The organism is Pseudoalteromonas sp. Cn5-37, from assembly GCF_021532495.1.
In the GTDB taxonomy this organism is placed as follows: Bacteria; Pseudomonadota; Gammaproteobacteria; order Enterobacterales; family Alteromonadaceae; genus Pseudoalteromonas; species Pseudoalteromonas simplex.
The window spans coordinates 133241-160218 of the sequence record NZ_JAKGBA010000004.1 but is presented as its reverse complement, the minus strand read 5'-3'; the positions used below and the strand labels follow the sequence as shown (position 1 = coordinate 160218).

Here is a 26978-nt window from a genome sequence, read left to right as displayed (position 1 = left end):
TCTCTCCGTCTTAAGCTAGCTGCTTTTCTTCTGTGTGTTTTGCTGTGCACTAGTATCCATTAATGGCTCCAAATGCCAGATGTCATCACTGTATTGACTAATGGTTCTATCGCTCGAAAACATGCCACTGGCTGCAGTGTTCAAAATACTCATTTTTGTCCAGTGAGCAGTATCTAAGTAGGCTTGTTCAACTTGCTCTTGCGCTTCTACAAAGCTGGCAAAATCATGAGCGACTAACCATGGATCGTGCGGGCTCTTAATCGCCGCAATAATGTCGTCAAATAAATTAGGCTCAAACAGGTTAAAATGACCGCTCTCAAGTAATTGCATTACTTTATAGAGGCTGTCAGTTTGGTGAATAATCTGCTCAGGATTATAGTGTGCTTTGATATCGTCAATTTGCTCTGCACGTGCACCAAATAAGAAGAAGTTATCAGCACCCACTGCATCACGAATTTCAATGTTAGCGCCATCTAACGTACCTATAGTCAAAGCACCGTTCATCATGAACTTCATGTTACCTGTGCCAGATGCTTCTTTACCTGCTGTAGAAATTTGCTCAGATAAATCAGTTGCTGGGCAAATAGTTTCCATGGCTGTTACGTTGTAGTTAGGTAAAAAAGCAACTCTTAAATACGGTTTAGCAAGCGGATCTTTATTGATCACTTCTGCTACGTTATTAATTAATTTAATAATTTTCTTCGCCATGTAGTAACCTGGTGCAGCTTTACCGCCCAGTAGCACGCAACGAGGAACAATGTTTGCTGTATCGCCTTGGCGAATACGATCGTAAAGGTGAATAACGTGCAGTACGTTTAATAGCTGACGCTTATATTCGTGAATACGTTTAACTTGCACGTCAAACATCATTTCAGCGTCAAACTGTACACCACAGCGGTTTTTTACTAATTCAACAAGGCGTTGCTTATTAGTGTGCTTTACAGCTTGCCATTGTTTATGGAATTTAGGGTCGTCATATAGACGGCGTAACTGGCTAATTTTGCTAAAGTCAGCAACCCATTCATCACCAATGTGTTGATTAAGCAGTTTAGCCAACTCTGGGTTACAATGTGCTAACCAACGACGCGGTGTTACACCATTGGTTTTATTATTGAATTTATCTGGCCATAGCTGATAAAACTCGTTAAATAAGCCAGCTTTAAGCAGCTCAGTGTGAAGTGCAGCCACACCATTAACCGAATAACTACCTACAATCGCTAAATATGCCATGCGAATTTGCGGCTCAGGGCCTTCTTCGATAAGCGATAGCGCACGCTGTTTTTCAACATCACCAGGCCAAGCTAACGCAACTTCGGCTAAGAAACGCGCATTGATTTCATAAATAATTTCTAAGATACGCGGTAGTAATCGGGCAAATAAAGATACTGACCACTTCTCTAATGCTTCAGGAAGTAAAGTGTGGTTTGTATAAGCCATGGTCTTAGTCGTGATAGACCACGCTTCTTGCCAATCTAGCTCATACTCATCAACCAAAATACGCATAAGCTCAGCAACAGCAATACTTGGGTGCGTATCGTTTAATTGAAAAACATGGTAATCAGCAAAGTCAGAGAAGTCTTCGCCATGTTTGCTAACCCAGGTATCAATGATGTCTTGTAGACTCGCCGATGATAAGAAGTATTGCTGACGTAAACGCAGCTCTTTACCGTTCTCGCTACTATCATTTGGGTAAAGTACCATTGTGATTTGTTCAGCTAAGTTTTTACGCGCTACAGCTTCTGAGTAACTACCCGCATTGAACTCGCTTAAATCAAATTCGTCAGTGGCTTCTGATTTCCATAAACGTAGGGTGTTTACAATATCGTTCTTGTAACCCGGAATCGGCACATCATAAGGAACAGCTAACACATCATGAGAATCTAGCCATTGACGGTGTTCACGACCCTGTTTATCAGTATAGCTTTCAACATGACCGAAGAATTTTACGCGTTTTGATTGCTCAGGTGCACTCAGCTCCCACGGGTGCCCTTCGCGTAACCAATTATCTGGTTGTTCAATTTGATGACCATTTTCAATAGCTTGATTAAACATGCCATATTCATAACGAATACCATAGCCAACCACTGGTAATGCAAGACTTGCACAGCTATCTAAAAAACATGCAGCTAAGCGCCCTAAGCCACCATTACCTAGACCTGCATCATGCTCAGCCTCCGCAACTTGCTCAAGTTCGGTGCAGTATTCTTGCAACGCCTTAGCTACTTGCTCATCTAAATCTAAGTTTAAAATCGCATTGCCAAGGGCGCGGCCCATTAAAAATTCAAGTGACAAGTAAGCTGTTTTACGGCGTTTTTGTTCATGAATTTGCTGTTTTGTTATTCGGCAACGAGCAACTAATCGGTCACGAATAGTTAATGCTAATGCATGGTATAAATACAGTTGTGATTTACCTACTTTGTCACGTCCAAGGGTGTAATAAAAATGGCGTGATAAATCATCGTCTAAGGTACTTTCATCAACTGTAGGCGCATCCTGCCAGCCCTTAACAACACATACTTGATCGGCATTTTTAGCCATGATTAAGATCCTCTGAATTGGCGGTAAAAACCCAGCTGCTCATTGCAGCAATCTCGTGTTCCTTGTCAACAAACTGAGTTGACATTGGATGAATGCTGGTCAGCGCTAACTGCCATTTTCCTTTATCTAAGTTAGGAAGTTGGCAAGTTACAGGCTCTGATCCTGCATTTAATATGATCAATAAAGCTTGATTTGTGTGCTTGTCAGTCAGGCTGTATATCAGCACCTGGCGATCGCCTTGATGCCAATCATCTTGTTGCATATTGGTGCCTGATTCAGTGAACCACGCGACGTCATAACGCGGGTCATTGTCGTGAACAAAAAAGCGGTGTTTAAAAATGCTGAACTGCTTACGAATGCGCAAAACATCGTCAATAAAACGTGTAAGAGGATGACTAAATTGTGAGTCTTTCCATGCAAGCCAACTTGTGCGATTGTTTTGACAATAGGCGTTGTTGTTACCACCTTGTGAGTGTGCCATTTCGCTTCCTAATGAAAGCATAGGCACGCCTTTAGAAAGCAACAAAGTTAACAGCATATTTTTTTGTTGCTGTAAGCGTAATTTGCTCACTTGTGGGTCATTGGTAAACCCTTCAACGCCACAATTGAATGAGTGATTGTCACTGTGTCCATCACGATTTTGCTCGCCATTGGCTTCGTTATGTTTATTCTCGTAACTAACTAAATCAGCAAGCGTAAAACCATCATGACTAGTGATAAAATTGATACTGTTAAGTGGCCCACGTAGGTTATGCTCAAACAAGTCAAACGAACCATGTAAACGTTTTGCAAGCTCACCAATTACGCCCTGTTCTTGTTTCCAAAAGCGTCTTATCGTATCGCGATATTTATCATTCCATTCACGCCACGGTGCCGGAAAAGCCCCTAATTGGTAACCTCCTGGGCCTATATCCCAAGGCTCTGCAATGAGTTTAACTTGGCTTAATACAGGGTCTTGATTAATCGCTTGGAAAAACGCATGCGCCTGATTAAAACCATTCGGGTTACGCGCTAAAATGGTTGCTAAGTCAAAACGAAAACCATCAACCCCCATCACTTCAACCCAATAACGCAAGCTATCAAGTACCAGCTGTAAAGAACGAGGCGAATCAATATTTACCGTGTTACCACAGCCGGTATCATTAATATAATGCTGAGGTTTGTCAGCAACAGTGCGGTAATAACCTAAATTGTCTAAACCACGTAGTGATAAAATAGGCCCATCTGTGCCCGCCTCTGCAGTGTGGTTATAAACCACGTCGAGTATTACTTCTATGTCCGCTTTGTGAAGCGCTGCCACCATTTCTTGAAACTCACTAATATCATCATTAACGAGATACTCTTTATGTGGAGTAAAGAAATTAAGTGTGTTGTAGCCCCAGTAATTTTGTAAACCTTTAGCGGTAAGAAACTGCTCGCTGATAAATGCATGAATAGGTAATAATTCTAGGCAAGTCACCCCAATAGTGCGTAAATGCTCAATAAAGCTAGGATGGCTTAAACCTATAAACTTACCTTGTAACGATTTTGGGATCTCAGGATGACGACAGGTTGCACCAACTACATGACATTCGTAAATAACCGTTTTACCCCAGCTGTGATTCGGCTTTTTACCTGTGTAAGGTGACAGCTCCCGGACTCGAGATTTTGGCATATCAATGGCATTATTAACCTGACTTAACTTTCCTACAGGCATTTGCCCATAGTGACGCTCACTCCACGTAAACTCGCCATATAAATCACGCGCATAAGGGTCTAACAGCAATTTGTGATTATTAAAAAATAGTCCTTTTTCGGGTGCGTACTCACCATCAGCGCGAAAACCATACAAGGCGCCACTTTTCAGAGGGCTCACTTTTAGTGTCCAGATACCGCCTTCGTTCATATGCATCGCTAGGGTGAGAATTTCTGAATGACCACTGCTATCAAATAAGCACAGAGACATATGTTGTGCTTGTGGTGCGTACACAGCAAAGTTTACGCCCTCACCAACAACAGATGCCCCTAAAGGCGAGCTCACCCCAACTTCGAGTTCAACACTATGACTCATCGCTCACCTTCTTAAGGTAAATTGTCGCAAGACCAGGCAAAGACACACTGATGCTTTGATTAAAGCCATGGCTTTCAATCGCTTGGCTTACGATGATTTGCTCTGCGTGACTAGTTGCATCAACGCCAGAACCAAAATAGTCCGCTTTATCTGTGTTCAAAATAACTTGATAAGTACCAGCTTTTGGCACACCTATCACGTAGTCGTGATACACCTGTGGCGTTAAATTACATATCACAACCACAAAATCTTCTGCTTTCTTTGCATAGCGAATAAAGCTAAACATACTTTGCTCAGCATTGTTGCTGTCTAGCCAAGCAAAACCTGCTGGGCTGGTATCTTGCTCGTATAAAGCTGGCGTACTAGTGTAAACAGCATTTAAATCTTTAATCGTTTGCTGCATGCCACTGTGGCTAATATGCTCAAGTAAATGCCAATCAAGCGATTGGTCATGATTCCACTCTTTACGCTGGGCGATTTCAGCACCCATAAACAATAATTTTTTACCTGGATGCGCCCACATAAAGGCATAATATGCACGTAAGTTTGCAAACTTTTGCCAGTCGTCCCCTGGCATTTTTTCAATTAATGAGCCTTTACCATGCACCACTTCATCATGGCTAAGCGGTAAAATATAGTTCTCGCTGTAGGCGTAAACCATCGAAAAGGTCATTTCGTGGTGGTGATGCGAACGGTAAAGGGAATCGCGCTGCATATAATGCAAACTGTCATTCATCCACCCCATATTCCACTTATAACCAAAACCTAAACCATCATGGTCAACTTGGCGCGTAACACCCGGCCACGCAGTTGACTCTTCAGCCACCATCATAATGCCCGGATTTTTTGCATAGCAGCGCATATTGACTTGTTTTAAGCACTCAATAGCGCCTAAGTTTTCTCTGCCGCCGTATTGATTTGCAACCCACTGCCCTTCTTCACGGCTGTAGTCTAAATAAAGCATTGAAGCAACCGCATCCACACGTAAGCCATCAATACCAAATTCATGTAGCCAGTACATTGCATTCGCAATCAGAAAGCTACGAACCTCTGCGCGGTCATAATTGTAGATATAGGTATTCCAATCAGGGTGAAAACCTTGTCTCACATCAGCGTGTTCGTAAAGATGGGTGCCATCAAAACGATGTAAACCATGAGGATCACTTGGGAAATGACCAGGTACCCAGTCAAGAATAAGGCCAATATCGGCTTCGTGACATTGCTCGACGAAGTAAACAAAATCTTCAAAGCTGCCATAGCGACTGGTCGGGGCAAATAATCCAACGGGTTGATAACCCCAAGAACCATCAAATGGGTACTCGCTGATTGGCATTAATTGTAGATGCGTAAAGCCAAGCTCTTTTGTGTAAGGAATAAGATTATCAGCAAGTTCACGCCATGTGAGATAGCGCTCGCCGTCATCTCGCCTTTGCCAAGAACCCGCATGCACTTCATAAATACTAACAGGCGCATCAACACTGTTTCGTTTTGCACGATTTGCTAACGCCCTTTCAGAAAGCTGAATACCCGTTTTTAGCTTTTGCAGTACTGACGCCGTACCCGGTGCTTGTTGCATCTTAAACGCAAATGGATCGGCTTTATCAAGCACTTCTCCTGTTAGAGTGGTGATAGCAAATTTATAGCATTGATGCTCTTTAAGCCCAGGAATAAATAACTCCCATACCCCACTGGCAGGATGAAAACGCATAAAATGATGATTACGCTGCCAATAATTAAATTCACCAATAACCGATACACTACTGGCATTCGGCGCCCACACTGTAAAGCGAACACCATCAACCCCTTGTTGAGTCACAAAATGTGCACCAAAATGTTGATAAGCATGCTCTAAACTGCCTTCATTAAACAGATACATTGCCTGTTCATCTAAGCTGCTTTCAAAGCTATACTCATCATATTGTTGATGAGTAAATTCATTGCTATAGCTAACATCCAGCTGGTAGTCAGGTTTCGTTTTTGATTTGATATTTGCGACAAATAAATGACTATCACCTTGTTGCTGAGCAACGATTTTTTCTGTGCCAAGCAGAATCGAAACACTGCTTGCGCCAGGCAAAAAGCAACGAATTTCATAGCTTGTAGGGCCACTTTTATGCGCCCCAAGAAAGCTGAAAGGATCTCTAAAACAACCACTGGCTAATGCATCGATTTGTTTTTGATAAATAACAGATTGTGCACTTTGCTCTTGACGAACACGACTTCGCATTATTGATTCCTTATCGAAATTAAATTGGCTAAGAATGACTGTTGCGCTTCGATAATCTGCGCAGCTGGACGCGACAATAAACGCCGCCAATTTGGGTACTCTTTATCAGTACCGGGGATATTTACAGGCAGTATTTGCTGGTCTAAGTCATCTATTTGAATAGTAAATAGCTTTGCTGGTGCTGCCGCTAATGAGGATGCCAACGCTTCATAAACCGTAAAGGCATCTGTTTCTAACGATAAATGCTGGTGTGACTCTCGTGCGATAAAATTAAGCATACGATGCTTTTCAATGTTTCTCGCATCGAATTGAGCCCGAGTTTGCTCATCATCAAGCAAACCATATTGTTGTTTAATCGTAATATCGTGGCCAATCCACCAGCCTTTGAATGGTGGTACATCATGGTTGGCTATCATTAAAAGGCTATGAGGCGCAAAATGCTCAGCCGCTAAAAACTCGCCTTGATAATCTTTTTCAAAGTAGAACAACCCATTTGAATAGATTGCACTTGCTTTTAATGCTTCACGCACTTCATTAGGTACCACACCTAAATCTTCACCAATTACGACGCATTGATTAAGATGAGATTCAATTTTAAGCACTGCTAATAACTGTTCAAACGGATAATAAACATAACAACCATCTTGCTGGGAATTATTCTCAAAACACCACCAAAGACGGCGAATTGCCATTACATGGTCAATTCTAAGACCACCCACATCTTCCATATTGGCGCGGATAAGTGAGCGATAAAAAGCAAAGTTGTCTTTACTTAACTTTTGTGGATTCAGTGCCGGCAAGCCCCAATTCTGACCATGTTCAGCCCAAGGATCAGGCGGAGCCCCAACATGTGCATTTTCGGCAAATAGCTCATTTTGGCTCTTGAACTCACTGCCATCACCTGCACAGCCAACGGCTAAGTCATTAATAAGGCCAATTGCCATACCGCTATCACGGGCAGCTTGCTGGCAGATATTTAATTGAAGGTGAGCTTGCCATTGTAAATAGCTAGCATAATCACGGTCGCCAACCAACATGGTCGACAGGCTGTGTTTATGGGTTTCACAAAAACGAGCGAACTGCTGTTTTCGCTCTTCTGAAGCAAACTCACAAAATTGTTGATATAAACAGCTAAACACTTGATATTTAAAATCACTAACCGATGTATAATCAATGTAAGTCGCATCGGTTTGCGGTTTATTTGCCAATAATTTATCAAGTGCATTATTATTTTTAGCGTCTTCGCATAATGACACAGCAATATACAGCGGGTTCAATAACGCTCGGCTATTTGGACTATAAGGACTCGCCCTCTCAGGACTGTGTTCAAACAGTAAATGCAGCGGATTAAGCAACACATAATCCATATTGTTAGTCGCGGCTGCTTTAATAAGTTTTGTTAAATCAGCGAAATCACCAATTCCTAACCCCTCTTCATTGCATAAGCTATAAAGCTGAATGGATAAGCCCAAACGCTTTTTATCATCAATAGAAAAGCTTTCTTTAGGTGTGATCCATAGCTGACTGTGAGCTTGCTGATCTGCCACTGTAATGAGTGCGTCATGGTAACCGATTGGCATTTCAGGAACTGGCAATGCAAGCTCAAGATAACGAATGCCGTTTAGGCCGTAATCACCTAGTACAGCTAAACCTTGCAAGTTTTCACAAGTAAAATGAATATCAAGCGAAGGCACGCTTAGAGTACATGAGCGTGTTAATAAACGCTCATCAACGCGTACTTTCAAAATTGGATGGTGTGCCTCAATAATGCTTGTATGAGGCAACAAGTTCAGCCAAGTACCTGCATCTAATGCAAAATTAAGTTGGTTTATTACATCAGAATCTTGGGTATTTATACCGCAACAACTAAGCGCCTGCTTGCGTGTACTTTCATCGAAAATAACATGCTCACCAGTGTATTTAGTATATTCATAGCCTATGCCATGCAGGTAATATAACTGAGATAGTGAGTGCATCAAAACACCTAAGCGCGCTGGGTATTAACAATGCTGTTATCAGTACCAAAACCGTTAGGAATATAACCATCAGCTTGGTGGTCGTTGTCCCATGTCTCGCCATTGATTAGATAACGGAAGTGAAACTCTTGATCAAGTGGTAAACGCTGCTTGCATTTGAAAACTTGCTCTTTTTTATTGAACTTCATTGGCACAGGCTGCCAATCTGTAAACTCCGCAACTAATTGCACATCTTCAGCATCAGGATGCTTAAATTCAAAAGTAACTTCGGTTTCGTCTTTAGTTTTAAAAAAGCGTTTGCTTAGCATAGTGGGCTCCAATTCAACCAATTGGTAAATTAATCCTTGCCACAGTACCGCATTCAACGACTCTATAAGCGGAGGCTGTGCGTTCCAGGTTTCATAAACTTGATTACCAAATCATCAAGTTCATTAAGTAAATCAAACCTATATTTACGCATTATGACAGTGCAACTGTTTATTTTTCGCACCAAGATAGTGCATAAATTAAACAAAAATTACAACAATCATATTGCTGTATTATTACGAGCAATAACTGAACCAAGTTGATGATAAAATACACTTTAATTTCAGTATGTTTTATCTACTCTCGTAATGACTTATAAAAAGTAGATAACAAATTGGGTTGGGTAAAGTGAATTAAATTGAAGTGAACAATTAGAGCAAAAACACTAAAAAGACACTATTTCATTTCGTAAAAAATATAAGCATATAATTTACAAAAGTAAATTACATTGTTTCTGTAAGGTAAATTATATAAATCTATATGAGACATATATAAATCGTTATTCCTTCCAGAAAAAACCTACAAAACAAAGCAAAACCAACCGTTAATTTTTACTACCCAATTAACTTATTTAAAAACTACCCAAGCAGAAAGACAAAAACAATAAGTACAAAATCGTAAATTTAAAATTTAAAACTAGTTATCAAACAAACATCAGACCCAGCTTTAAAATAAAAATAAAAAACCTTTTAAAAATTTAAAACCGGACGTTTTTCCAGTGAAGTAAATTTATTTTACATCGTAAACGCTAAGCGAATATTATTAGCTCACTACCACCCCACAAATAGAGCTTATACTCTAAACAATGTGAATTTTCACATTTTGTACCAATCTAAACACCATTATCAATAAAACGCTTTTGCTAACTTATCTGTAACAATATAATTACTGACATTATAAAGGTGAGCACAACTTATAAAAATGCACCAAAATGGTACTCTAGATGACAAATGCAATACGAACTTCATTCACGATTATTATTACTATAATTGCTTTCGCTTATGGGATGAGTATCTTATTAACAAAAAAAATTAATGATTTAAATTATATTGATAGCGGAATAGAGCTGTACTATTTAACTGGTGTAGAATCGCAGATAACAAAAACGGCTTGGTATAATATTTTATTAAGTGGGCAAAACATAATAAGAAAAGAGAATGAAACCTATATAGTAATAAATTCTGAGCAAGGGCTGACTGTCGCGGCACTTTCATCAGATATAATATTATCTACACTGTTAGCTCCAATAAATATAATTATACTATTATTATTGATAATGGCAGTAAGCTGGATAGTTAATATAAGAGTACAAACTCGAAATGAGAGTTACACTCTCAAATTGCTTAATACTCAAGCATCTGATTTACTTAAAAGTCTCAACTTAGCTACCAGCTCTACAGCTAAACAACCGCATATTGAGCAACTCCGCGTCAACTATGACGCTCTTCGCACGCATATCACTAACTACACTAAAGAGTCTGAAATAAGTATATTTCAAGATAAGCTCACTCACCTGCTTGACCGCCACGCATACATAGAGCATTTAGCCAAACAACTTAGAATAGCAGAGCGACAAAAATATCGTTGCGCATTACTTTTTATCGACTTAGATGGTTTTAAACAAGTAAATGATTCTTTTGGTCATAGTTTTGGGGATGAAATTCTAATGCAAGTCGCATCACGCTTAAGTAGCATAATGCGACACCATAAGTTATCTAACTTATCTCCGACGAGCCAACTAGATCAAAACTTAGCCCGACTAGGTGGTGATGAATTTTCGATATTTATTGACCTTAAAGAATGTAAAAATAGAGCCTTAGATGTAGCGCAAAATGTTTTACACGAAATAGAACGTGACTTCGTTTTAGGTAATAAACTAATAAAAATTAGTGCAAGTATAGGCATTGCGGTTTACCCAGATAGTGCAGCCACACCACAATCACTGTTACAGATGGCTGATGTTGCTATGTATAGAGCAAAAACCGATGGTCGAGGCATTTTTAAAGTCTATTCACCTGATATGGGCAAGAAGATTAGGCGATATCATTATTTACTTGACGAAATGCGTCTTGCAATTGCAAGCGAAAATTTTCATTTATCGTTTCAACCTATTGTTGATGTTGATGACTGCGCCATTGATTATTTTGAAGCGCTTGTTAGGTGGGAGCACCCAAAAGAAGGACTTATTTCTCCTGAGGAGTTTATTCCGATCGCAGAAGAGTCGAATATTATTCTAGAACTTGGAGACTGGATAATGCTCGAATCATGTAGGCAAATGTCGGCATGGTACAACGCTGGTATGAGAAAAGTTAAAATATCTGTAAATATCTCAGGAGTACAGTTAAAGCATTGCAATATCTATGATTGGGTTATGGATAAACTATCAAAAACAGGCCTCCCTGCCCACGCATTAATGCTTGAAATCACTGAATCTACTTTTATTGAAGCAAGCAATAAGATTATTCAAACACTCGAACAATTGCGTGCAGAAGGTATTACTATCGCAATTGATGACTTTGGGACTGGCTTTAGCTCGTTAAGTACGCTTGCAGATCTTCCAATTGATGTTATTAAATTAGATCGTCTATTCGTATCGCAAGCTAAAGATAACGCTAAATACCATAAAATAATGCACTCTGTGAGCGAGCTAGGTGCTAAGCTCGGTTTAAAAGTCGTGGCTGAAGGTGTTGAAGATGTAAAACAATTTGAATTGGTAAAATCTATGGGTATCAACAGTATTCAAGGTTATTTGATAAGTCACCCAGAGTCATCTTTAAATGTGGGGCACAAAGTTTTGCAAGATAACTTAAACTTTATATCAGCCACCGGCCGTGGTGTTTGGAATATACAAAAATAGCATAAACCGCTATAATCCCAGCTATTAATCTGTACTTTTACCCAGTTGATGTTAAAAAAAAGCCTATTAACCATTTTTTTAGTTTCCTTCGCGATCACTAGCCTACTCATTGGTTCATCTATTTACACTCTCTATAGTAAGAAAAGATTGTCTGTAGACCCCAAAGTCAAAGAAATCTCAGGGATTGAATTTGATAAATTTAATCGACTTTGGGCCATAAACGACAGTGGCGATCAACCCAAGTTGTACCGCCTTAATCAAGATGGGTCTATTGCAAAAGAAATCTTGGTAACCAATGCTAAAAACATTGATTGGGAAGATATGACGCAAAATAAATTTGGTCATTTCTTTTTGGGTGATTTTGGCAATAACAAAAACGACCGAAAATGGTTAACCATTTATAAAATCGAAAATCCAATCGATATTAAAGGCGACACCACTGAAGCAGAGATTATCAAGTTTACATACCCCGAAATGGATGGTCGCCCCATCCAACCTGATCAGCGAAATTTTGATTTAGAAGCCTTTGTAGCCTTAGGGCGACATTTGTATCTATTTACCAAAAATCGAACTGAGCCATTTGATGGCATTACTAAAGTTTACAAAGTTGGCGATCATGCAGCTAATTTTGATGCTGAATTAATTGATTCGTTCAAAACTTGCACCACCATGGAAAAGCTGTGTTGGATCACTTCCGCGGCGCTTAGCCCAGATAGAACTAAGTTGGTTCTACTTGATTCCACCAGTATTTGGTTATTTGAGAACTTTCGGGGTGATAAGTTTTTTTCTGGGGATGTATCACGTATTGATTTAGGTATTGTTACGCAAAAAGAAGCCATCACTTTTTACGATGACAACACGATTGTTTTTACAGACGAAGAGTTTAAAGGCATTGGTGGTAATGCCTATGTTATAAAGCTTGATGAAGTCGAAAAGAAGGTCATCCGCAAAGCGCCTCAAGCTGATACAAATTAAGTTCTATAGGCAAAAACTAAATCAAAGGTTAAGGTTAACGCTTAAACTTCGTTTCTAAAATCACCGACGACGTTGTTCGCTCAACACCATCTAAGTTACCAATGTCATCTAACAAGTGGCTTAACTTTTCAAGGTTTTGAGCTTGCACAACGGCGATCAAATCAAATTCACCGCTAATTGCATAGAGCTGTGAAATAGCATCAATCTGCTTTAGTTCAAGGTTCGTTTTGGTGGTCAGTTTTTGTTTCACTTTAATCGAAACGTGGGCTGATACCATTTGGCTCAAATAAGCATCTCCATAGTCTACGCTGTAGCCTTTGATCACCCCTGTTTCTTCTAATTTTAACATTCGGCTTTGAACTGTTGAGCGCGATAAGTTAAGCGCCCTCGCTAGGTCTGAAATACTCGCACGCGCGTTGGTTCTTAAGATAGCTAATAGTTTTTCATCTTGTGAAGTTATCACTTTGACTACTCTTTTCGTTAATTTGCTTTTTATTTTAGTCATTTTTCACAAAATAGCACTGCAAATTTAAGTTCCTAACCCAGATAATAAGAAAAATAGATAAGAAAAATAATCTCATCGTGCTTAATTAGGCAGGAACGGCTTAACTGACCTATTTTTTGCAATTTAACTTTTTTCATACTAAGCCAGATTTAGGTGTAATAAATGCAAGTAACAAGAGAACTTTTTAACGACGTAATGGTACCAAACTACAACCCATCAGAGGTTATTCCTGTTCGCGGTGAAGGCTCACGTGTTTGGGATCAAAACGGTAAAGAATTTATCGATTTTGCAGGTGGTATTGCCGTTAATTGTTTAGGCCATTGTCACCCAGCGCTTGTCAATGCCCTAAAAGAGCAAGGCGAAAAAATTTGGCACTTATCAAACGTAATGACAAACGAACCTGCGCTTCGCCTAGCTAAAAAGTTAACTGATGCTACATTTGCAGATAAAGTATATTTTGCAAACTCAGGTGCAGAAGCTAACGAAGCGGCATTAAAATTAGCGCGTCGTTGGGCATTAGATGTACATGGCGAGCAAAAGAACCAAATCATCGCGTTTAACAAAGGTTTCCACGGTCGTACATTCTTCACTGTTACCGTAGGTGGTCAAGCGGCTTACTCAGACGGTTTTGGTCCTAAGCCTGCTGCTGTTGATCACTGTGATTATAACGATTTAGCTGCGTTTGAAGCACTTATCAGTGACAACACCTGTGCCGTAATGATGGAACCACTACAAGGTGAAGGCGGTATCATTTCGCCAACGAGCGATTTTATCAAAGGTGTTCGCGCATTATGTGATAAACACAATGCTTTACTTATTTTTGATGAAGTACAAACAGGTGTTGGCCGTACAGGTGATTTATATGCATACCAAGGCTTAGATGTAACACCAGATATCCTAACAACAGCAAAAGCGTTAGGCGGTGGTTTCCCAATTGGTGCGATGATCACAACAGCAAGCATTGCAGCGCATTTAAAAGTAGGTACACATGGTTCTACTTACGGCGGTAACCCACTTGCATGTGCGGTAGCTGAAGCTGCTTTTGATACTGTTAACACAGCAGAAGTACTAGCCGGTGTTAAAGAGCGCGAACAGCTGTTACGCGATGGCTTTGCTGCAATCAACGAAAAATACGACGTATTTAGTGAAGTACGTGGTAAAGGTCTATTATTAGGTGCAGTACTTAACAGCAAATTTGAAGGCCGTGCACGTGATTTCCTAGTAGCAAGCACTAAGCACGGTTTAATGAGCCTTGTTGCTGGTACAAACGTTGTGCGCTTTACGCCATCTTTAGTTATTCCATTAGAGGATATCAAAGAAGGGTTAGCTCGCTTTGAAAAAGCGGTTGCAGACGTTGTAAACGGTTAATCCTAGTTGGCGCATGCTTAAAGCATGCGCCATTGGAGTGCACTTAATGCAAGTATTACGTCCTATAACAGCAAATGATTTTGCTGCGTTAAAACAAATTGCTGTTGAATCTGGTCATGGTTTTACCTCGTTACCAGTTGACGACAATTTACTACAAGAAAAAATTGAACGCGCTGAACGCAGTTTTGCAAAAGATATTAATAAACCACAAGACGAAACCTATTTATTTGTATTAGAAGACAGTGAAACGGGTGACGTTATCGGCACAACGGCTATCGAAGCTGCTGTAGGAATGTCGGTTCCTTTATATCATTACCACCAAGGTAAAACTGTTCACCATTCACCTACTCTCAATGTATATAACACGGTTGATATTCTGAGTATGTGTAATGACTACACTGGTTGCTCTGAAATTTGTACCTTGTTCTTACGTGAGCAAAACCGCAAAGGTTTAACAGGTCGCTTTTTATCGCGTTCTCGCTTTTTATTTATGGCCCAGCATAGCGAGCGTTTTGCTGACACCATTATCGCAGAAATGCGTGGTGTAAGTGATGAAGATGGCCATTCACCTTTTTGGCAGTGGTTACAAGAACACTTTTTTAGCATTGAGTTCCCACAGGCTGACCATTTAGTCGGTTTAGGCGATAAAGTCTTCATCAGCGAGTTGATGCCGAAGTACCCTATTTATGCCAACTTACTGAGCAAAAAAGCACAAGCTGTGATTGGTAAGGTTCATGAAAAAACCAAGCCTGCGCTTAAACTTTTGGAAAAAGAAGGGTTTGAGCACCGTGGTTATGTCGACCTATTCGATGCAGGGCCAACGGTAGAAGCAAAGCTTGGCAATATTCGCAGTGTCCGTGAGTCACAAGTTTGCCCTATCAGCATTGGTGAGCTTGCGCATATCAATGAGCAAAGCTCAGATACATTAGCTATTTGCAACCAAGGCGTGAATGATTTTAGAGCCACATTCACCAAGCATGCTCATTATAACCACGCTAAGCACACATTAATCGTCAGCCAAGAAGTGGCAGATGCACTTAAATTAAAACAAGGGGATGCAGCACGGTTTTTCCGTTTGTAACCACTTAAGGAGTTTAAAATGAGTGTCACAACTCAACTTATCGATAACCAATGGCAAGCAGGCCTTGGTCATGATTTTAGTTCAATCAACCCAAGTAATGGCGAGGTTGTTTGGCAAGGTAAAACAGCCACAGCTGAACAAGTCGCTGATGCAATCAAAGCAGCTCGTAGTGCGCAGTTAGGCTGGGCTGATATGACTCTTGAAGAGCGTATCGTTATTCTTGAAAACTTTGCAGCAGAGCTTAAAGAGCATAGCGAAGAATTTGCAACGATCATTGCCCGCGAAACAGGTAAACCGCTTTGGGAAACACGTACTGAAGTAGGTGCAATGACGGGTAAAATCGCCATTTCAATCAGAGCCTATAACGAACGTACGGGTACCACAGAAAACCCAATGCCTGGCGCCAAAGCATTTATTCGTCATAAGCCACATGGTGTTGTTGCAGTGTTTGGTCCTTATAACTTCCCGGGTCACTTACCAAATGGTCATATTGTGCCAGCTATTTTAGCAGGTAATACCGTTGTATTTAAGCCATCAGAACTAACACCACATGTTGCTGAATTCACCTTAAAACTTTGGCTTAAAGCAGGCTTACCAGCCGGTGTCATCAACCTTGTTCAAGGTGAAGTAGACACAGGTATTGCACTTGCCTCTCATCAAGATATTGATGGCTTATTCTTTACGGGTAGCTCAAATACAGGTCACCTATTACATAAGCAATTTGCAGGTCACCCAGGTAAAATTTTAGCGCTGGAAATGGGGGGTAATAACCCACTGATCGTAAAAGATGTCGCAGATGTAAGTGCCGCTGTTCACGACATTATCCAGTCTGGTTTCATTACTTCTGGCCAACGTTGTACCTGTTCTCGTCGTTTATTTATCGAGAACTCGGCAAATGGTGATGCAATTTTAGAAAAATTAATTGCTGCAACAAAACAAATTAAAGTCGCCGACAGCTTTAGCGAAGATCAACCATTTATGGGTGCAATGATCAGCGAAAAAGCAGCACTAGGTATGGTTGCAGCTCAGCAGCAGTTACTTGATATGGGAGCAACCTCTCTTGTCGAACTTAAGCATCTTGAACCGGGTACTGGTTTTGTAAGCCCTGGTATTATTGATGTAACGGCTGTTAAAGATATGCCTGATGAAGAGCACTTTGGTCCTCTTATCAAAGTTTATCGCTACACAGATTTCGATAGCGCGATTAATGAAGCAAATAACACCTCATTTGGTTTATCTGCTGGTTTATTAAGTGATGATAGCGATGACTACCAGCATTTCTTAAAACGTATTCGTGCCGGTATTGTTAACTGGAACCGACCAATTACAGGCGCATCAAGCGCTGCCCCATTTGGTGGTATTGGTGCCAGTGGTAACCACAGAGCGAGCGCTTATTACGCTGCTGACTACTGTGCATACCCTGTTGCTTCTGTTGAAGCCGAAAAAGTTAACTTACCACAGACCCTTGCGCCGGGCTTAATTATTGAATAATTGTTTGGCGGCCTCGCCGCCTTAATCGAAGGAATTAAACATGCACACAGATGTAAACGCCCTATTTGAAGACCTATGGGACAACTATTTATCAGTTACGCCATCGGCGGTAAAAGTACATGAGTTACTTGGCTCAACACAAAAAGATGACGTGATTAACGATCACATTGCTTTACGTACTTTTAACCATGAAAAAATCGGCTTAGAAAAACTAGCAGCGCACTTTTTAGCAGTTGGCTACAAAGAATGCGGCGAGTACCACTTCGAAGCGAAAAAACTATACGCAAAGCACTTCGAACACTCAGATCCTAAGCAACCTAAAGTTTTCATTTCTGAATTACTTGTTGAGCAATGTTCAGAAGAGCTGCAAACGATTGTCAACGACATGGTTGCACAGATTGACGAAAACGCTGTTACAGCCGATAATTTCCTGTATTCAGGTACGCACTGGCAAGTAAGTTCAGACACTTACAAAAAACTGCTCGCAGAAAGTGAATATGCAGCATGGATGTCAGCATGGGGTTACCGTGCTAATCACTTTACGGTGAGCATCAATGAATTGGCTAAATTCGATGATATCGAAAGTGTAAACCAAGCACTTAAAGATGCGGGTTTTGCGCTAAATACATCTGGCGGCGAAATCAAAGGTTCACCAGAGGTATTACTCGAGCAATCTTCAACCCTTGCTGATGACAGCGAAGTTGAATTTAGCGATGGTGTTGTTGCCGTACCAAGTTGTTTTTATGAGTTTGCTTTGCGCTACGCAAAACCAGATGGTGAGCTATACACTGGCTTTGTTGCAGCATCAGCTGACAAAATATTTGAGAGCACCAATGCTCGATAACTAAAAAGAGTTTATGTATGAGGCTAATTGGGTTTATCGTAATTTTATTTACTCTAAACACTGCTACGGCAACAGAAAAGCCTAAGCTAACAATTCTGTCTCATGCATATTTTGCTAATGAATTTGACAAAAATAGTGTCAACCGTCACCTAAATGCTGTAATCAAACCAGCCCTTGCAGATGAATTCGATATAGATGTCGAAATAACAAATCATGCTCGGTTATTAAAACGCTTATCTGGTAACGAAGCTAGTTGCACTTACAATGCCATCAAAACCCAAAATCGATCGAAAGCTATGATATTTTCGACGATACCCACGTACATGCATGTACAGCGTCGTTTATACGCCCTTAAAAGTACCTTAAAGTCAGGTTCGGAGCCTGTTTCTGTTACAGAGCTACTAAAAAGCAAAGCTAGCTTTGGGATTGTTGGCTCAACTAGTTACCGCGAACTTGATAGCATTTTCGCTGATAAAAAATTCAATGTCGCAACGATTTACGGTGAAAATGCTTTTTTGCAATTAAGCCGCCTACTTTTCAGCAAACGTATTGATTACATCGTTGCATACAAACAAACACTTGATGTACACATTCCAGCTCATGAATTAAACCAACTCACATCAAGACGTATTGCTGAATACCCAGAATTTATAAATGGCTTTTTTACATGTAGTAAAAACACTGAAGGTTATCGAGCTATGTCGCTTATAAATGATTATATGCAAAAGGTAGAAATGGCTGCTTATATCAAAGAACTCCACCAGCAAATGAACGATCCTAGCGACGCAGAAGCAATGCTTAAAATTTACACAAACGAATATGGAATACTCTTTCAAAACGACTAAGCAGCCTCTAACTTTTGCATAAAAATAACTCAAAATATTATCAAAAAACACTTGCGCAAATAAAAACGCAGATCTATTATCTCGCCGCTTCTTGATGATAGCCAATCCGAGTACATTACAAACACTGTTTGTAGCAAGGCGATAGAGCAACTATCCAAGAGTGTATTTGATTGCACAGAACATACTGTGCGCTTAATAACACTCAACTGACTCGGACTTCCATTTTTTTCCGAGCAGTTGCTTAATTGCCGGAGAGTAAAATGGCTATTTCAACACTTACACAAGACTTAACAATCAAAGTACCTGCAGCGTCGGTTGCTGCAAACGAACCAGTAGCACAACCATCAAACCAATTTATTGAACAGCTCGTTGAGCAACATGGCGCGCCATTAATGGTGCTTGATTGTGAATCAGTTCGTCATCAATACCGTGCATTAAGCCGTTCTTTGCCTGGCGTTGTTTTACACTTTGCATTAAAGCCACTTCCTCATCCTGCGGTTGTTCGTACGCTTTTAGAAGAAGGCGCCAGCTTTGATTTAGCAACCAGCGGTGAAGTTGACTTAGTCGCCAGCCAAGGCGTACCAAGTGATCGTACTATTCACACGCACCCAATCAAACGTGATCGTGATATTCGTGATGCACTTGAATACGGTTGCGGCGTTTTTCAAGGTAGTTGTCGCCTGAGCTGTTAAGCTGCTTCTTTTTTATTCTCCGGATTTAACTCCACGCTTCCGATCTTATCCCAGTTTCTGGTCTCACCAGACCAACGACTTGGATTTCTCACTTTTGCCGTGGCATATAACTCAGTGCGCTTTGCCAGTATCCGTTGGTCTTCACCTGTGTGTCGCTGCTCTGGGGTAACGAATCTTATGCGGCTGTGGCGATGTTCTGTGTTATACCAGCGGACAAAATCACGCACCCATGCTCGCGCTTCTTCCAGTGACTTAAAGCCTTCACTTGGCCACCTATGGCAGTATTTGATGGTGCGGAACAGAGATTCTGAGTAGGGATTGTCATTACTGACACCGGGGCGGCTACGCGAGCCGATAACGCCCATTTCAATCATCTTTGCTTGCATGGTCAGGCTCTTCATCGGACTGCCATTATCAGAATGTAAGATTATCTCTTCATTCATGCATTTCTCAGACCATAGCGTGCGTTCTAATAGGTTAGCGGCATACTCACCAGACTCACAGTCATATACTTCCCATCCCACGACTTTACGGCTAAAGATATCCATTATCATGTACAGATAAAAGAACCGACCAATGACTGTAGAGGGGCAGTACGATATATCCCAGGTCCACACTTCACAGGGGCCCTTAGCGGTAAACCCATCAGGTTTTGCCAGTGTACCTTTGGGTTTTGCTTTGCCTCTGTGGGTAAGCTGATTATTGGCTTTCAGTATACGGTAAAAGCTCGATTCCGAACCCAGATAAACTCCCTCATCGGCCAACATGGGCACAATCTGACTGGGCGGCAGACTGGCAAACCGCTCTTCATTGCAGATATCCAAAATGGCTTGTTGTTCTACCTTAGTTAACTTATTAGCAGGCGTCGGCCTGACCGCCTCCTGGCGCATATCTGCACAAATCCCATCCGCGTCACGCCAGCGTTGTAACGTGCGCAGGGATAAGCCGATGATGTCACAGGCTTTGTGCTTTCTGGCCCCCGCGCTAACGGCTTCATCAATCAGTGAAACATAGTATTGCCTATCTGAGAACGTGGTTAATTGTCCTCGTCTTCCCCCCAGTAGGCATTTAACTTTTTTCTGAGCACCAGAAGCGCAGCAGTTTCGGCTAACGCTGCGTCTTTTCGCTTTAGCTCTCTCTCCAGCTCTTTAATGCGCTTCTTATCCGCTTTACGTTCCTGGGCCTGCTGTTTACGCTTATCCGTCTCGGATTGATTACCAGAGATACAGCTATGTTTCCATTGCTGAAGTTGCTCCGGGAAGAGACCCTTTTTCCGGCAATATTCACTTACCTCAACTTCCGACATGGCAGCAGTCTCTATCACGGCAGAAAACTTCTGCTCTGCTGTCCAATTCTCTGGCGTATTACTTTTCGTCAAACTGAAATCGGCCTCTGTATACTTATCCCGCCAACCATACAAAGTAGACAGGCTAACACCTTCTCTTTGTGCGAACTGGCGTAATGATAAACCGCTTTCAATCAACTTACTAACCACTGCCTTTTTATGTTCTTCTGGATAATGTCTCACTCATACCTAACTTCCGCCTCCTGTTTAATGCTATGAAAAACTGAGGCGACAACTATCCTGACACAGGGGGGTTGTAATGTGTTTGTGGTTGATAACATCAACGAATTAGAAAAGTTCATTGCATACAAAGACCAGGTTGAGTTACTTGTTCGCTTAAGTTTTCGTAATGCGGAAGCATTCGCAGATTTATCGAAAAAATTTGGTTGTAGCCCAGCAATGGCTATTGAAATCATTAGCTATGCGCAACAATTAGGTATTCGTATCAAAGGGTTGTCGTTCCATGTTGGCTCGCAAACAGCAAGTCCAGCTAAATACGTCACTGCCATTGCTGCATGTAATCAAGTGATTAACGACGTAGCTGCATTAGGATTACCTGCGCTTAGTACGCTTGATATCGGCGGTGGTTTCCCTGTGCCTTATCACAAAGACGTGCTGCCAATTGAGGAATTTTGTGCGCCGATTAATGATGCCTTAGCACAGTTACCAGAGACAGTTCGCGTAATTGCTGAACCAGGTCGCTTTATTGTAGCCAGTGCGGTTACCAGCGTTGCATCGGTAATGGGTCAAGCAATACGTGATGGCAAGCCTTGGTACTATTTAGATGATGGAATTTACGGCTCATTCAGTGGTTTATTGTTTGATGAAGCTTCATACCCTATCGACTCGTTCAAACAATCAAACGAACGTGTTGAGTCCGTGTTAGCAGGCCCGACTTGCGATAGCATCGACGTAGTAAGTGAATCAATCATGCTACCAAAATTAAACAATGGCGATTTAATCATCAGCCGTATGATGGGTGCTTACACATTAGCAACTGCAACAGATTTTAACTTCTTCAAACGTGCAGAAGTTATCGTACTGAATGATGTAGTGCAGGTTGACGCACTCACCGGTTAATCGTTTCCTCGACTAAAAGCATGTAAGGCAACATGCTTTAACTCTTAAAATGCAGCTGCTCATTCCAGCTGCATTTTTTTTGCTTAAAGAAACAGTGGTTTGTAGTCGTTTTCTAATTGTTCAAACGACAAGTTACCAATAAAACGGCCAAAGCTTAGCCACGTTGCTAGACCTCGTAAGTCTTTAAAGTGTGGTGGTATAAATTTAGGGTCTTCAATCACACCTAAATCATGTAATTGCGATATCAGCCTGAAATCATCAATTGAGATTTTACCGACTAATAATAAGTGCAATTGATCAATTCGGCCTAATTGAATGGCAACCCGAATAAGGTTATACACCAACACGAAACCTTTGATATAAGCGATGTCTTTGGTAAAAGGTAAGCCTGTTGCTGTGCTGCCTCTAAACACGCGTTGAGTAAGTGTATAGCTTTCGTCTTTACTCAACCCTTGCGCTACATAATCACGATAAATATCAACAAATTCTGCGCCATCAATGACTTTAGTAATACCTTGAATACGGTTCACTAATTTTGCTAAACGTCGCGGCGTTGACTTTAAGGTAATAATTTCGGTCAAGACAGCAAGACCTTCTTGGGTGACCGTAGAGCTCGGAGTGCCTTTACTTAAGCAAGTTAAATATGGCTGTGCAAGACCATTTTGCGTGGTCCCAACATGGATCCAGCCTTCATGCACCTCAAGAATATCTAGCTCTCTTTGAGAAAATTTAACATCTTGATTAAGTTTAATATTATTTGCACCTGCCGCAGCATCACTCACAATACCATCACTCAGAATAACCTCAACATCAATGCCTGGCATCGTTTGAGCTACTTGTGATGCTAAAATTTTTACTGCATCTTCTGCATCAATGTTTTTTGGATCATCAGGCAAGATATCAGCATCAAGCATACTTTTTAGCGGCTGCTCAAGCATGGTTGCAAGTTCAGAAAGTGAAGGCTCTCCAGCATGGAATAAATCTTTTGGATGACCAAACAACTCAACTGACAAATCATGAAATTCAGGAGTACCACGATATTCAATCATACTGAGTACGGTTTTATATTCAGTACACATCTTGCTCATATATTGCGCAATTGGGTTTAATTGCCCTAGCTGGCTGATGATATCGCGATTTAAATCAGAAAACGCACGACGTAACTCACTTGGTACAAAACCAAGGTCACGCTGTTGGTAATAGGCTTGATCAACTGTTGGGTTCTTTTGGCACTTATGCTTAAAAAACTCTTCTTTGATTTGTTTATCCCAATTAATCGCATCAAGGATACGAATGGGTGTTTGCAGTGCGATTAATCGGTCAGATAACTCGCGTGTTTTTGCTAATAATGCCTTATCTATCATGCTCTAGGCTCACTGTGTAATGAGCCTAGAGCATAGGCTAAATTTGCATAATTACAAAGCAAAATTACGCTGTTTTAATTAAAATTTAGCTTTTTTAGAGACTAATTTTCCGTCGTTGTAGAGAAGTAAACTGGGTACCGAATTAATGCCATTTTCGATAAATAAATCATTACCATAATCGATTGAAACTGGCATGGTTGCAGAGAATTTATCAACATATTCTTGTACAGCACTTTGATCGGTCCACAGTTGACTCACTTTAACCTCGACATCAACTCCTTGCTCTGCCAACTGATTAACATGTTGCTGTGCTAATTCACACTGTTTTGCCATTGCAGGACGCGTGTCAGCTAAATACCAGTCGCACCATGTTGCGGTGAATAGCACGGCTTTTTTGCCTTGTTTCGGAATAAGCAAAGGAGTGGCTTGGCCTTGCTTTTCGTTTAATAAGCGCGCTTCATCAACTTTGCCATTGTGTGATAACAAACGTAATGTGTTATCAAGCGGTTTATCAGCTTCGTGGCCTTGAAAAATCACCTTTTTATCACTATCAATCAATACATGAAAAGGGGTGCCCATAAATTCATAATGTTTAGCAACTTGCCCTGTGTGATCAGTAAAAATTGGCATAGTAAGTGAAAAACGCTCTTTAACCTTAGCAACAGCGTCTGCATCATCATTGAGATCAATATTAATAGCCACAAATTGAATTTTATCGCCATATTGCTCATATGCATGCTGAAAATGTGGCATTTGCTCCATACATGGCTTGCACCAAGTCGCCCAAAACTTTAAGTAAACGGGTTTCTTGCCTAAGTAACTGTTAAGCTTAACTATTTGCCCTGCTTCATTTTCTAACATCAGGGGGGCTGTATTTGCTGATATGCTTTTGCTTACAAGTAACAAGCCTGCTAGTAGTATCAGGGGTATAAACTTATATTTCATTGTGCGTCCCTCAAATAAAATCTATCTTAAGTTTAAGGTAAGAGAAAATATTGTAAATTTTCGACATCTGCTATCTAAATGTGATTTTAGTGATTTATCGCAAAGTAAGGTTTTAAAATTCACAACTCGTTTAATGCCTACATAAAATAACACTAAACTTTTTATAGGTTTGAAACGTATTACACAAAAAAAGGAGTCATTATGAAAAATGAACTAGACGGTAAATTGATCCTCTCAGTGTATGAAAAAATCATTCAACACGGTGAAGATCATGAAGATGGAAAGCTGTATGAGGGTATTTGCGCTTTTTCGGATATCGATGGTTATACGGTCTATCTAAAAGGCAGTGGCGTGTTACTACGCTTTGGCTTTCATAATACTTATCACCTTGACTATCAGCATGAAAAGAACAAAGAGGACTTTTTAAAGAAAGTGCTTTATATCGCAGAACAGGAACTGTAAAGAAGTAATGAAACGACGGGTAAAAGCTGAGTCAAAGCAACAGCAAGCGTTTATTAACCAAGTTATTAATGAGCTTAAATCTAACCCAGCTAAGTTAGATATCATTCGCGAAAACCTTAGTTACTATCGTGAACAACAGTTCCTCAAGCGTGGCTTTTTGCTTGCTATTGAGCGTTTTGATTGGGTATTTGAAGCAAGTAACGATGTAGAGCAAATCTGTGCGCAAATTCTAGCCGATGATTACATTGGCAAACGTTTGCGCCGCTATCCCTTGCTGTACAAGGGCATTTTGGAACGTACCTATTAGTTCTCCCACCGCTAAAACATGATCTGTCCGGTAAAAAATGCTAGGTTAGCGCCATTTTGAAATAACGAGAACTGGACATGTCAAAAACTATAAACTCTCACAACACCCATGAAGGTGGCAATAATGGGTTGTTTAACCGATTTTTAGCAACCGTTGAATTTTTGGGTAATATGCTCCCCCACCCTATCACTTTATTTGCAATGTTCTGCGTTGCTATTATCGTTTTTAGCGGCATTGCCGATTGGTATGGTTTAAGCGCTATCGACCCACGCCCTGAAGGCGCTGCGGGTCGTGACCCTGATGGTGTTATTGAAGTTGTCAGCCTACTTAGTGCCGAAGGCCTGCAGCGTATCGTTACTGGCCTTGTTACAAACTTCACCAGCTTTGCACCACTTGGTACGGTATTAGTCGCTTTATTAGGTGTAAGTGTTGCAGAACACTCAGGTTTACTCTCTGCAGCTATGCGCGGCATGGTAATGGGCGCATCTAAGCGTTTAGTTACTTTCATGGTGGTGTTTGCTGCGATTTTATCAAATACGGCGTCTGAACTTGGTTACGTCGTACTTATTCCATTAGCAGCCATGATATTCCACAGCCTTGGTCGTCACCCTCTTGCCGGTCTTGCTGCGGCATTTGCCGGTGTTTCAGGTGGTTACAGTGCCAATTTATTGCTCGGCACCATCGACCCCCTACTTGCTGGTATCACCACGCCTGCAGCACAAATGATTGATCCAAATTACCAAGTTGGCGCTGAAGCAAACTGGTATTTCATGATGATTTCGGTATTTTTAATTGCCATTTTAGGCACATTCGTTACCGAGAAAATCGTTGAGCCACGTCTTGGTAAGTACAACCCTGATGAAGCAAGCAACGATTTGCCTAAAAATGATATTGCCGGTTTAACCGATAAAGAAAAGTCAGGACTAAAATGGGCGGGTGTGTCACTGTTAGTGGTGTCACTATTACTTGCTTGGACAATTGTTCCTGAAGACGGCATTTTACGTAATCCAGAAACAGGCCTTGTGGCACATTCACCATTTTTAAAAGGCATTGTGGTATTTATCTTTGTGACTTTCGGTATTCCGGGTTTTGTTTACGGCCGCGTTGTTGGCACCATGAAAAACGATAAAGATGTCATCGATGCCATGAGTAAAAGTATGAGCTCGATGGGTATGTACATTGTGCTGGTTTTCTTTGCAGCACAGTTCGTTGCCTTCTTTAAATGGACCAACCTAGGCACAATTTTAGCCATTAACGGTGCTGCTCTTTTACAAGCATTAAACCTAACTGGCCCTGAAGTATTCGTGCTATTCATTTTAATGTGTGCATTAGTAAACTTAAGCTTAGGTTCTTCATCTGCACAATGGGCTGTAACGGCCCCCATCTTCGTACCAATGTTAATGCTAATCGGCTATGCGCCAGAGACTATTCAAGCGGCGTACCGAATTGGTGACTCGGTTACTAACCTTATCACCCCGATGATGAGTTACTTTGGCTTGATACTGGCTGTTGCGACTAAGTATAAGAAAGACATGGGTATTGGTACATTGGTTGCGACTATGCTTCCTTACAGCATGATCTTCTTTGTTGGTTGGGTTGCGTTATTCTATTTATGGGTATTTGTTCTGGGCTTCCCAGTTGGCCCTGAATCACCGATTTACTATCAGCCTTAAAGCGCTTCTTAAAGGTGTAAAAAAGCCAAGCTTTGAAGCTTGGCTTT

At 40.9% G+C, this 26978-nt stretch carries 21 protein-coding genes; 12 read left to right on the top strand and 9 right to left on the bottom strand.

Annotated features, from left to right (window positions below; translation table 11 throughout):
* Positions 1 to 15 precede the first annotated feature (15 nt).
* The 5 genes from L1266_RS08510 to L1266_RS08490 are packed head-to-tail and all read right to left on the bottom strand — an operon-like array spanning position 16 to position 9099.
* Positions 16 to 2538: a glycogen/starch/alpha-glucan phosphorylase gene (locus L1266_RS08510; RefSeq protein WP_138616555.1), complete on the bottom strand. Its 2523-nt coding sequence runs from the start codon at positions 2536 to 2538 to the stop codon at positions 16 to 18.
* Positions 2531 to 4588, bottom strand: a complete 2058-nt coding sequence (gene glgX, locus L1266_RS08505; RefSeq protein WP_235377303.1) for a glycogen debranching protein GlgX — start codon at positions 4586 to 4588, stop codon at positions 2531 to 2533. Before glgX ends, L1266_RS08510 begins: the two co-directional genes overlap by 8 nt.
* Entirely contained in the window at positions 4578 to 6815 is a 2238-nt protein-coding gene (gene glgB, locus L1266_RS08500; protein ID WP_235377302.1) for a 1,4-alpha-glucan branching protein GlgB, read from the bottom strand. The genes glgX and glgB overlap by 11 nt, the downstream gene beginning before the upstream one ends.
* On the bottom strand, positions 6815 to 8791 hold the full coding sequence (gene malQ / locus L1266_RS08495; RefSeq protein ID WP_166340807.1) for a 4-alpha-glucanotransferase: 1977 nt from the start codon (positions 8789 to 8791) through the stop codon (positions 6815 to 6817). The genes glgB and malQ overlap by 1 nt, the downstream gene beginning before the upstream one ends.
* An 8-nt stretch (positions 8792 to 8799) precedes the next feature.
* Positions 8800 to 9099, bottom strand: coding sequence for an isoamylase early set domain-containing protein (locus tag L1266_RS08490; protein ID WP_054551968.1), 300 nt, complete (start codon positions 9097 to 9099; stop codon positions 8800 to 8802).
* A 941-nt stretch (positions 9100 to 10040) separates the two neighbouring features.
* Between L1266_RS08490 and L1266_RS08485 the strand changes: the two genes are divergently transcribed.
* Positions 10041 to 11954: a putative bifunctional diguanylate cyclase/phosphodiesterase gene (locus L1266_RS08485; protein WP_166340806.1), complete on the top strand. Its 1914-nt coding sequence runs from the start codon at positions 10041 to 10043 to the stop codon at positions 11952 to 11954.
* Positions 11955 to 12002: 48 nt separating this feature from the next.
* Entirely contained in the window at positions 12003 to 12929 is a 927-nt protein-coding gene (locus L1266_RS08480) for a hypothetical protein (protein WP_235377301.1), read from the top strand.
* 34 nt (positions 12930 to 12963) lie between these two features.
* On the opposite strand, the gene L1266_RS08475 is transcribed toward L1266_RS08480, so the two are convergent.
* Positions 12964 to 13392 carry an Lrp/AsnC family transcriptional regulator gene (locus tag L1266_RS08475; RefSeq protein ID WP_054554593.1) on the bottom strand — a complete coding sequence of 143 codons (429 nt, stop codon included), beginning with the start codon at positions 13390 to 13392 and terminating at the stop codon, positions 12964 to 12966.
* A gap of 204 nt (positions 13393 to 13596) precedes the next feature.
* Here L1266_RS08475 and L1266_RS08470 point away from each other — a divergent pair, with 204 nt between their 5' ends.
* From L1266_RS08470 to L1266_RS08445, 6 genes are all read left to right on the top strand, one after another.
* Positions 13597 to 14802, top strand: coding sequence for an aspartate aminotransferase family protein (locus L1266_RS08470; protein WP_138616543.1), 1206 nt, complete (start codon positions 13597 to 13599; stop codon positions 14800 to 14802).
* Between the two features lie 46 nt (positions 14803 to 14848).
* On the top strand, positions 14849 to 15883 hold the full coding sequence (astA, locus tag L1266_RS08465; RefSeq protein WP_062565696.1) for an arginine N-succinyltransferase: 1035 nt from the start codon (positions 14849 to 14851) through the stop codon (positions 15881 to 15883).
* A gap of 18 nt (positions 15884 to 15901) precedes the next feature.
* Positions 15902 to 17374, top strand: a complete 1473-nt coding sequence (gene astD / locus L1266_RS08460) for a succinylglutamate-semialdehyde dehydrogenase (protein WP_138616541.1) — start codon at positions 15902 to 15904, stop codon at positions 17372 to 17374.
* A 40-nt stretch (positions 17375 to 17414) separates the two neighbouring features.
* Positions 17415 to 18218: a DUF1338 domain-containing protein gene (locus L1266_RS08455; protein WP_235377300.1), complete on the top strand. Its 804-nt coding sequence runs from the start codon at positions 17415 to 17417 to the stop codon at positions 18216 to 18218.
* Between the two features lie 17 nt (positions 18219 to 18235).
* On the top strand, positions 18236 to 19063 hold the full coding sequence (locus L1266_RS08450; RefSeq protein ID WP_166340804.1) for a hypothetical protein: 828 nt from the start codon (positions 18236 to 18238) through the stop codon (positions 19061 to 19063).
* Positions 19064 to 19323: 260 nt separating this feature from the next.
* Complete coding sequence (locus L1266_RS08445; protein ID WP_235377299.1) at positions 19324 to 19755, top strand: hypothetical protein; 432 nt, start codon at positions 19324 to 19326, stop codon at positions 19753 to 19755.
* On the opposite strand, the gene L1266_RS08440 is transcribed toward L1266_RS08445, so the two are convergent.
* Positions 19752 to 21283 (bottom strand): IS3 family transposase gene (locus L1266_RS08440; RefSeq protein WP_442960598.1). Its coding sequence is split into 2 segments (ribosomal slippage): positions 19752 to 20821 and positions 20821 to 21283, totalling 1533 coding nucleotides; the frame shifts between segments, so codons are not numbered across the junction. The two genes, L1266_RS08445 and L1266_RS08440, sit on opposite strands and share 4 nt — an antisense overlap.
* Positions 21284 to 21337: 54 nt before the next feature.
* Between L1266_RS08440 and L1266_RS08435 the strand changes: the two genes are divergently transcribed.
* The gene (locus L1266_RS08435) at positions 21338 to 22180 is read left to right on the top strand and encodes a type III PLP-dependent enzyme (protein WP_328260052.1); all 843 of its coding nucleotides are present in this window, start codon (positions 21338 to 21340) and stop codon (positions 22178 to 22180) included.
* Positions 22181 to 22263: 83 nt separating this feature from the next.
* On the opposite strand, the gene L1266_RS08430 is transcribed toward L1266_RS08435, so the two are convergent.
* Together L1266_RS08430 and L1266_RS08425 are read right to left on the bottom strand one after the other, a co-directional pair.
* Entirely contained in the window at positions 22264 to 23544 is a 1281-nt protein-coding gene (locus L1266_RS08430; RefSeq protein WP_166340802.1) for a flavohemoglobin expression-modulating QEGLA motif protein, read from the bottom strand.
* 78 nt (positions 23545 to 23622) lie between these two features.
* The gene (locus tag L1266_RS08425; protein ID WP_290440872.1) at positions 23623 to 24489 is read right to left on the bottom strand and encodes a TlpA family protein disulfide reductase; all 867 of its coding nucleotides are present in this window, start codon (positions 24487 to 24489) and stop codon (positions 23623 to 23625) included.
* Positions 24490 to 24690: 201 nt separating this feature from the next.
* Between L1266_RS08425 and L1266_RS08420 the strand changes: the two genes are divergently transcribed.
* From L1266_RS08420 to L1266_RS08410, 3 genes are all read left to right on the top strand, one after another.
* Positions 24691 to 24951, top strand: a complete 261-nt coding sequence (locus L1266_RS08420) for a DUF3081 domain-containing protein (protein ID WP_054554528.1) — start codon at positions 24691 to 24693, stop codon at positions 24949 to 24951.
* Between the two features lie 7 nt (positions 24952 to 24958).
* Complete coding sequence (locus tag L1266_RS08415) at positions 24959 to 25258, top strand: hypothetical protein (protein WP_138616527.1); 300 nt, start codon at positions 24959 to 24961, stop codon at positions 25256 to 25258.
* A gap of 77 nt (positions 25259 to 25335) precedes the next feature.
* Positions 25336 to 26931 (top strand): AbgT family transporter, encoded by a 1596-nt coding sequence (locus L1266_RS08410; RefSeq protein ID WP_135926342.1) that lies wholly within the window; start codon positions 25336 to 25338, stop codon positions 26929 to 26931.
* The last annotated feature ends 47 nt before the right edge of the window (positions 26932 to 26978 follow it).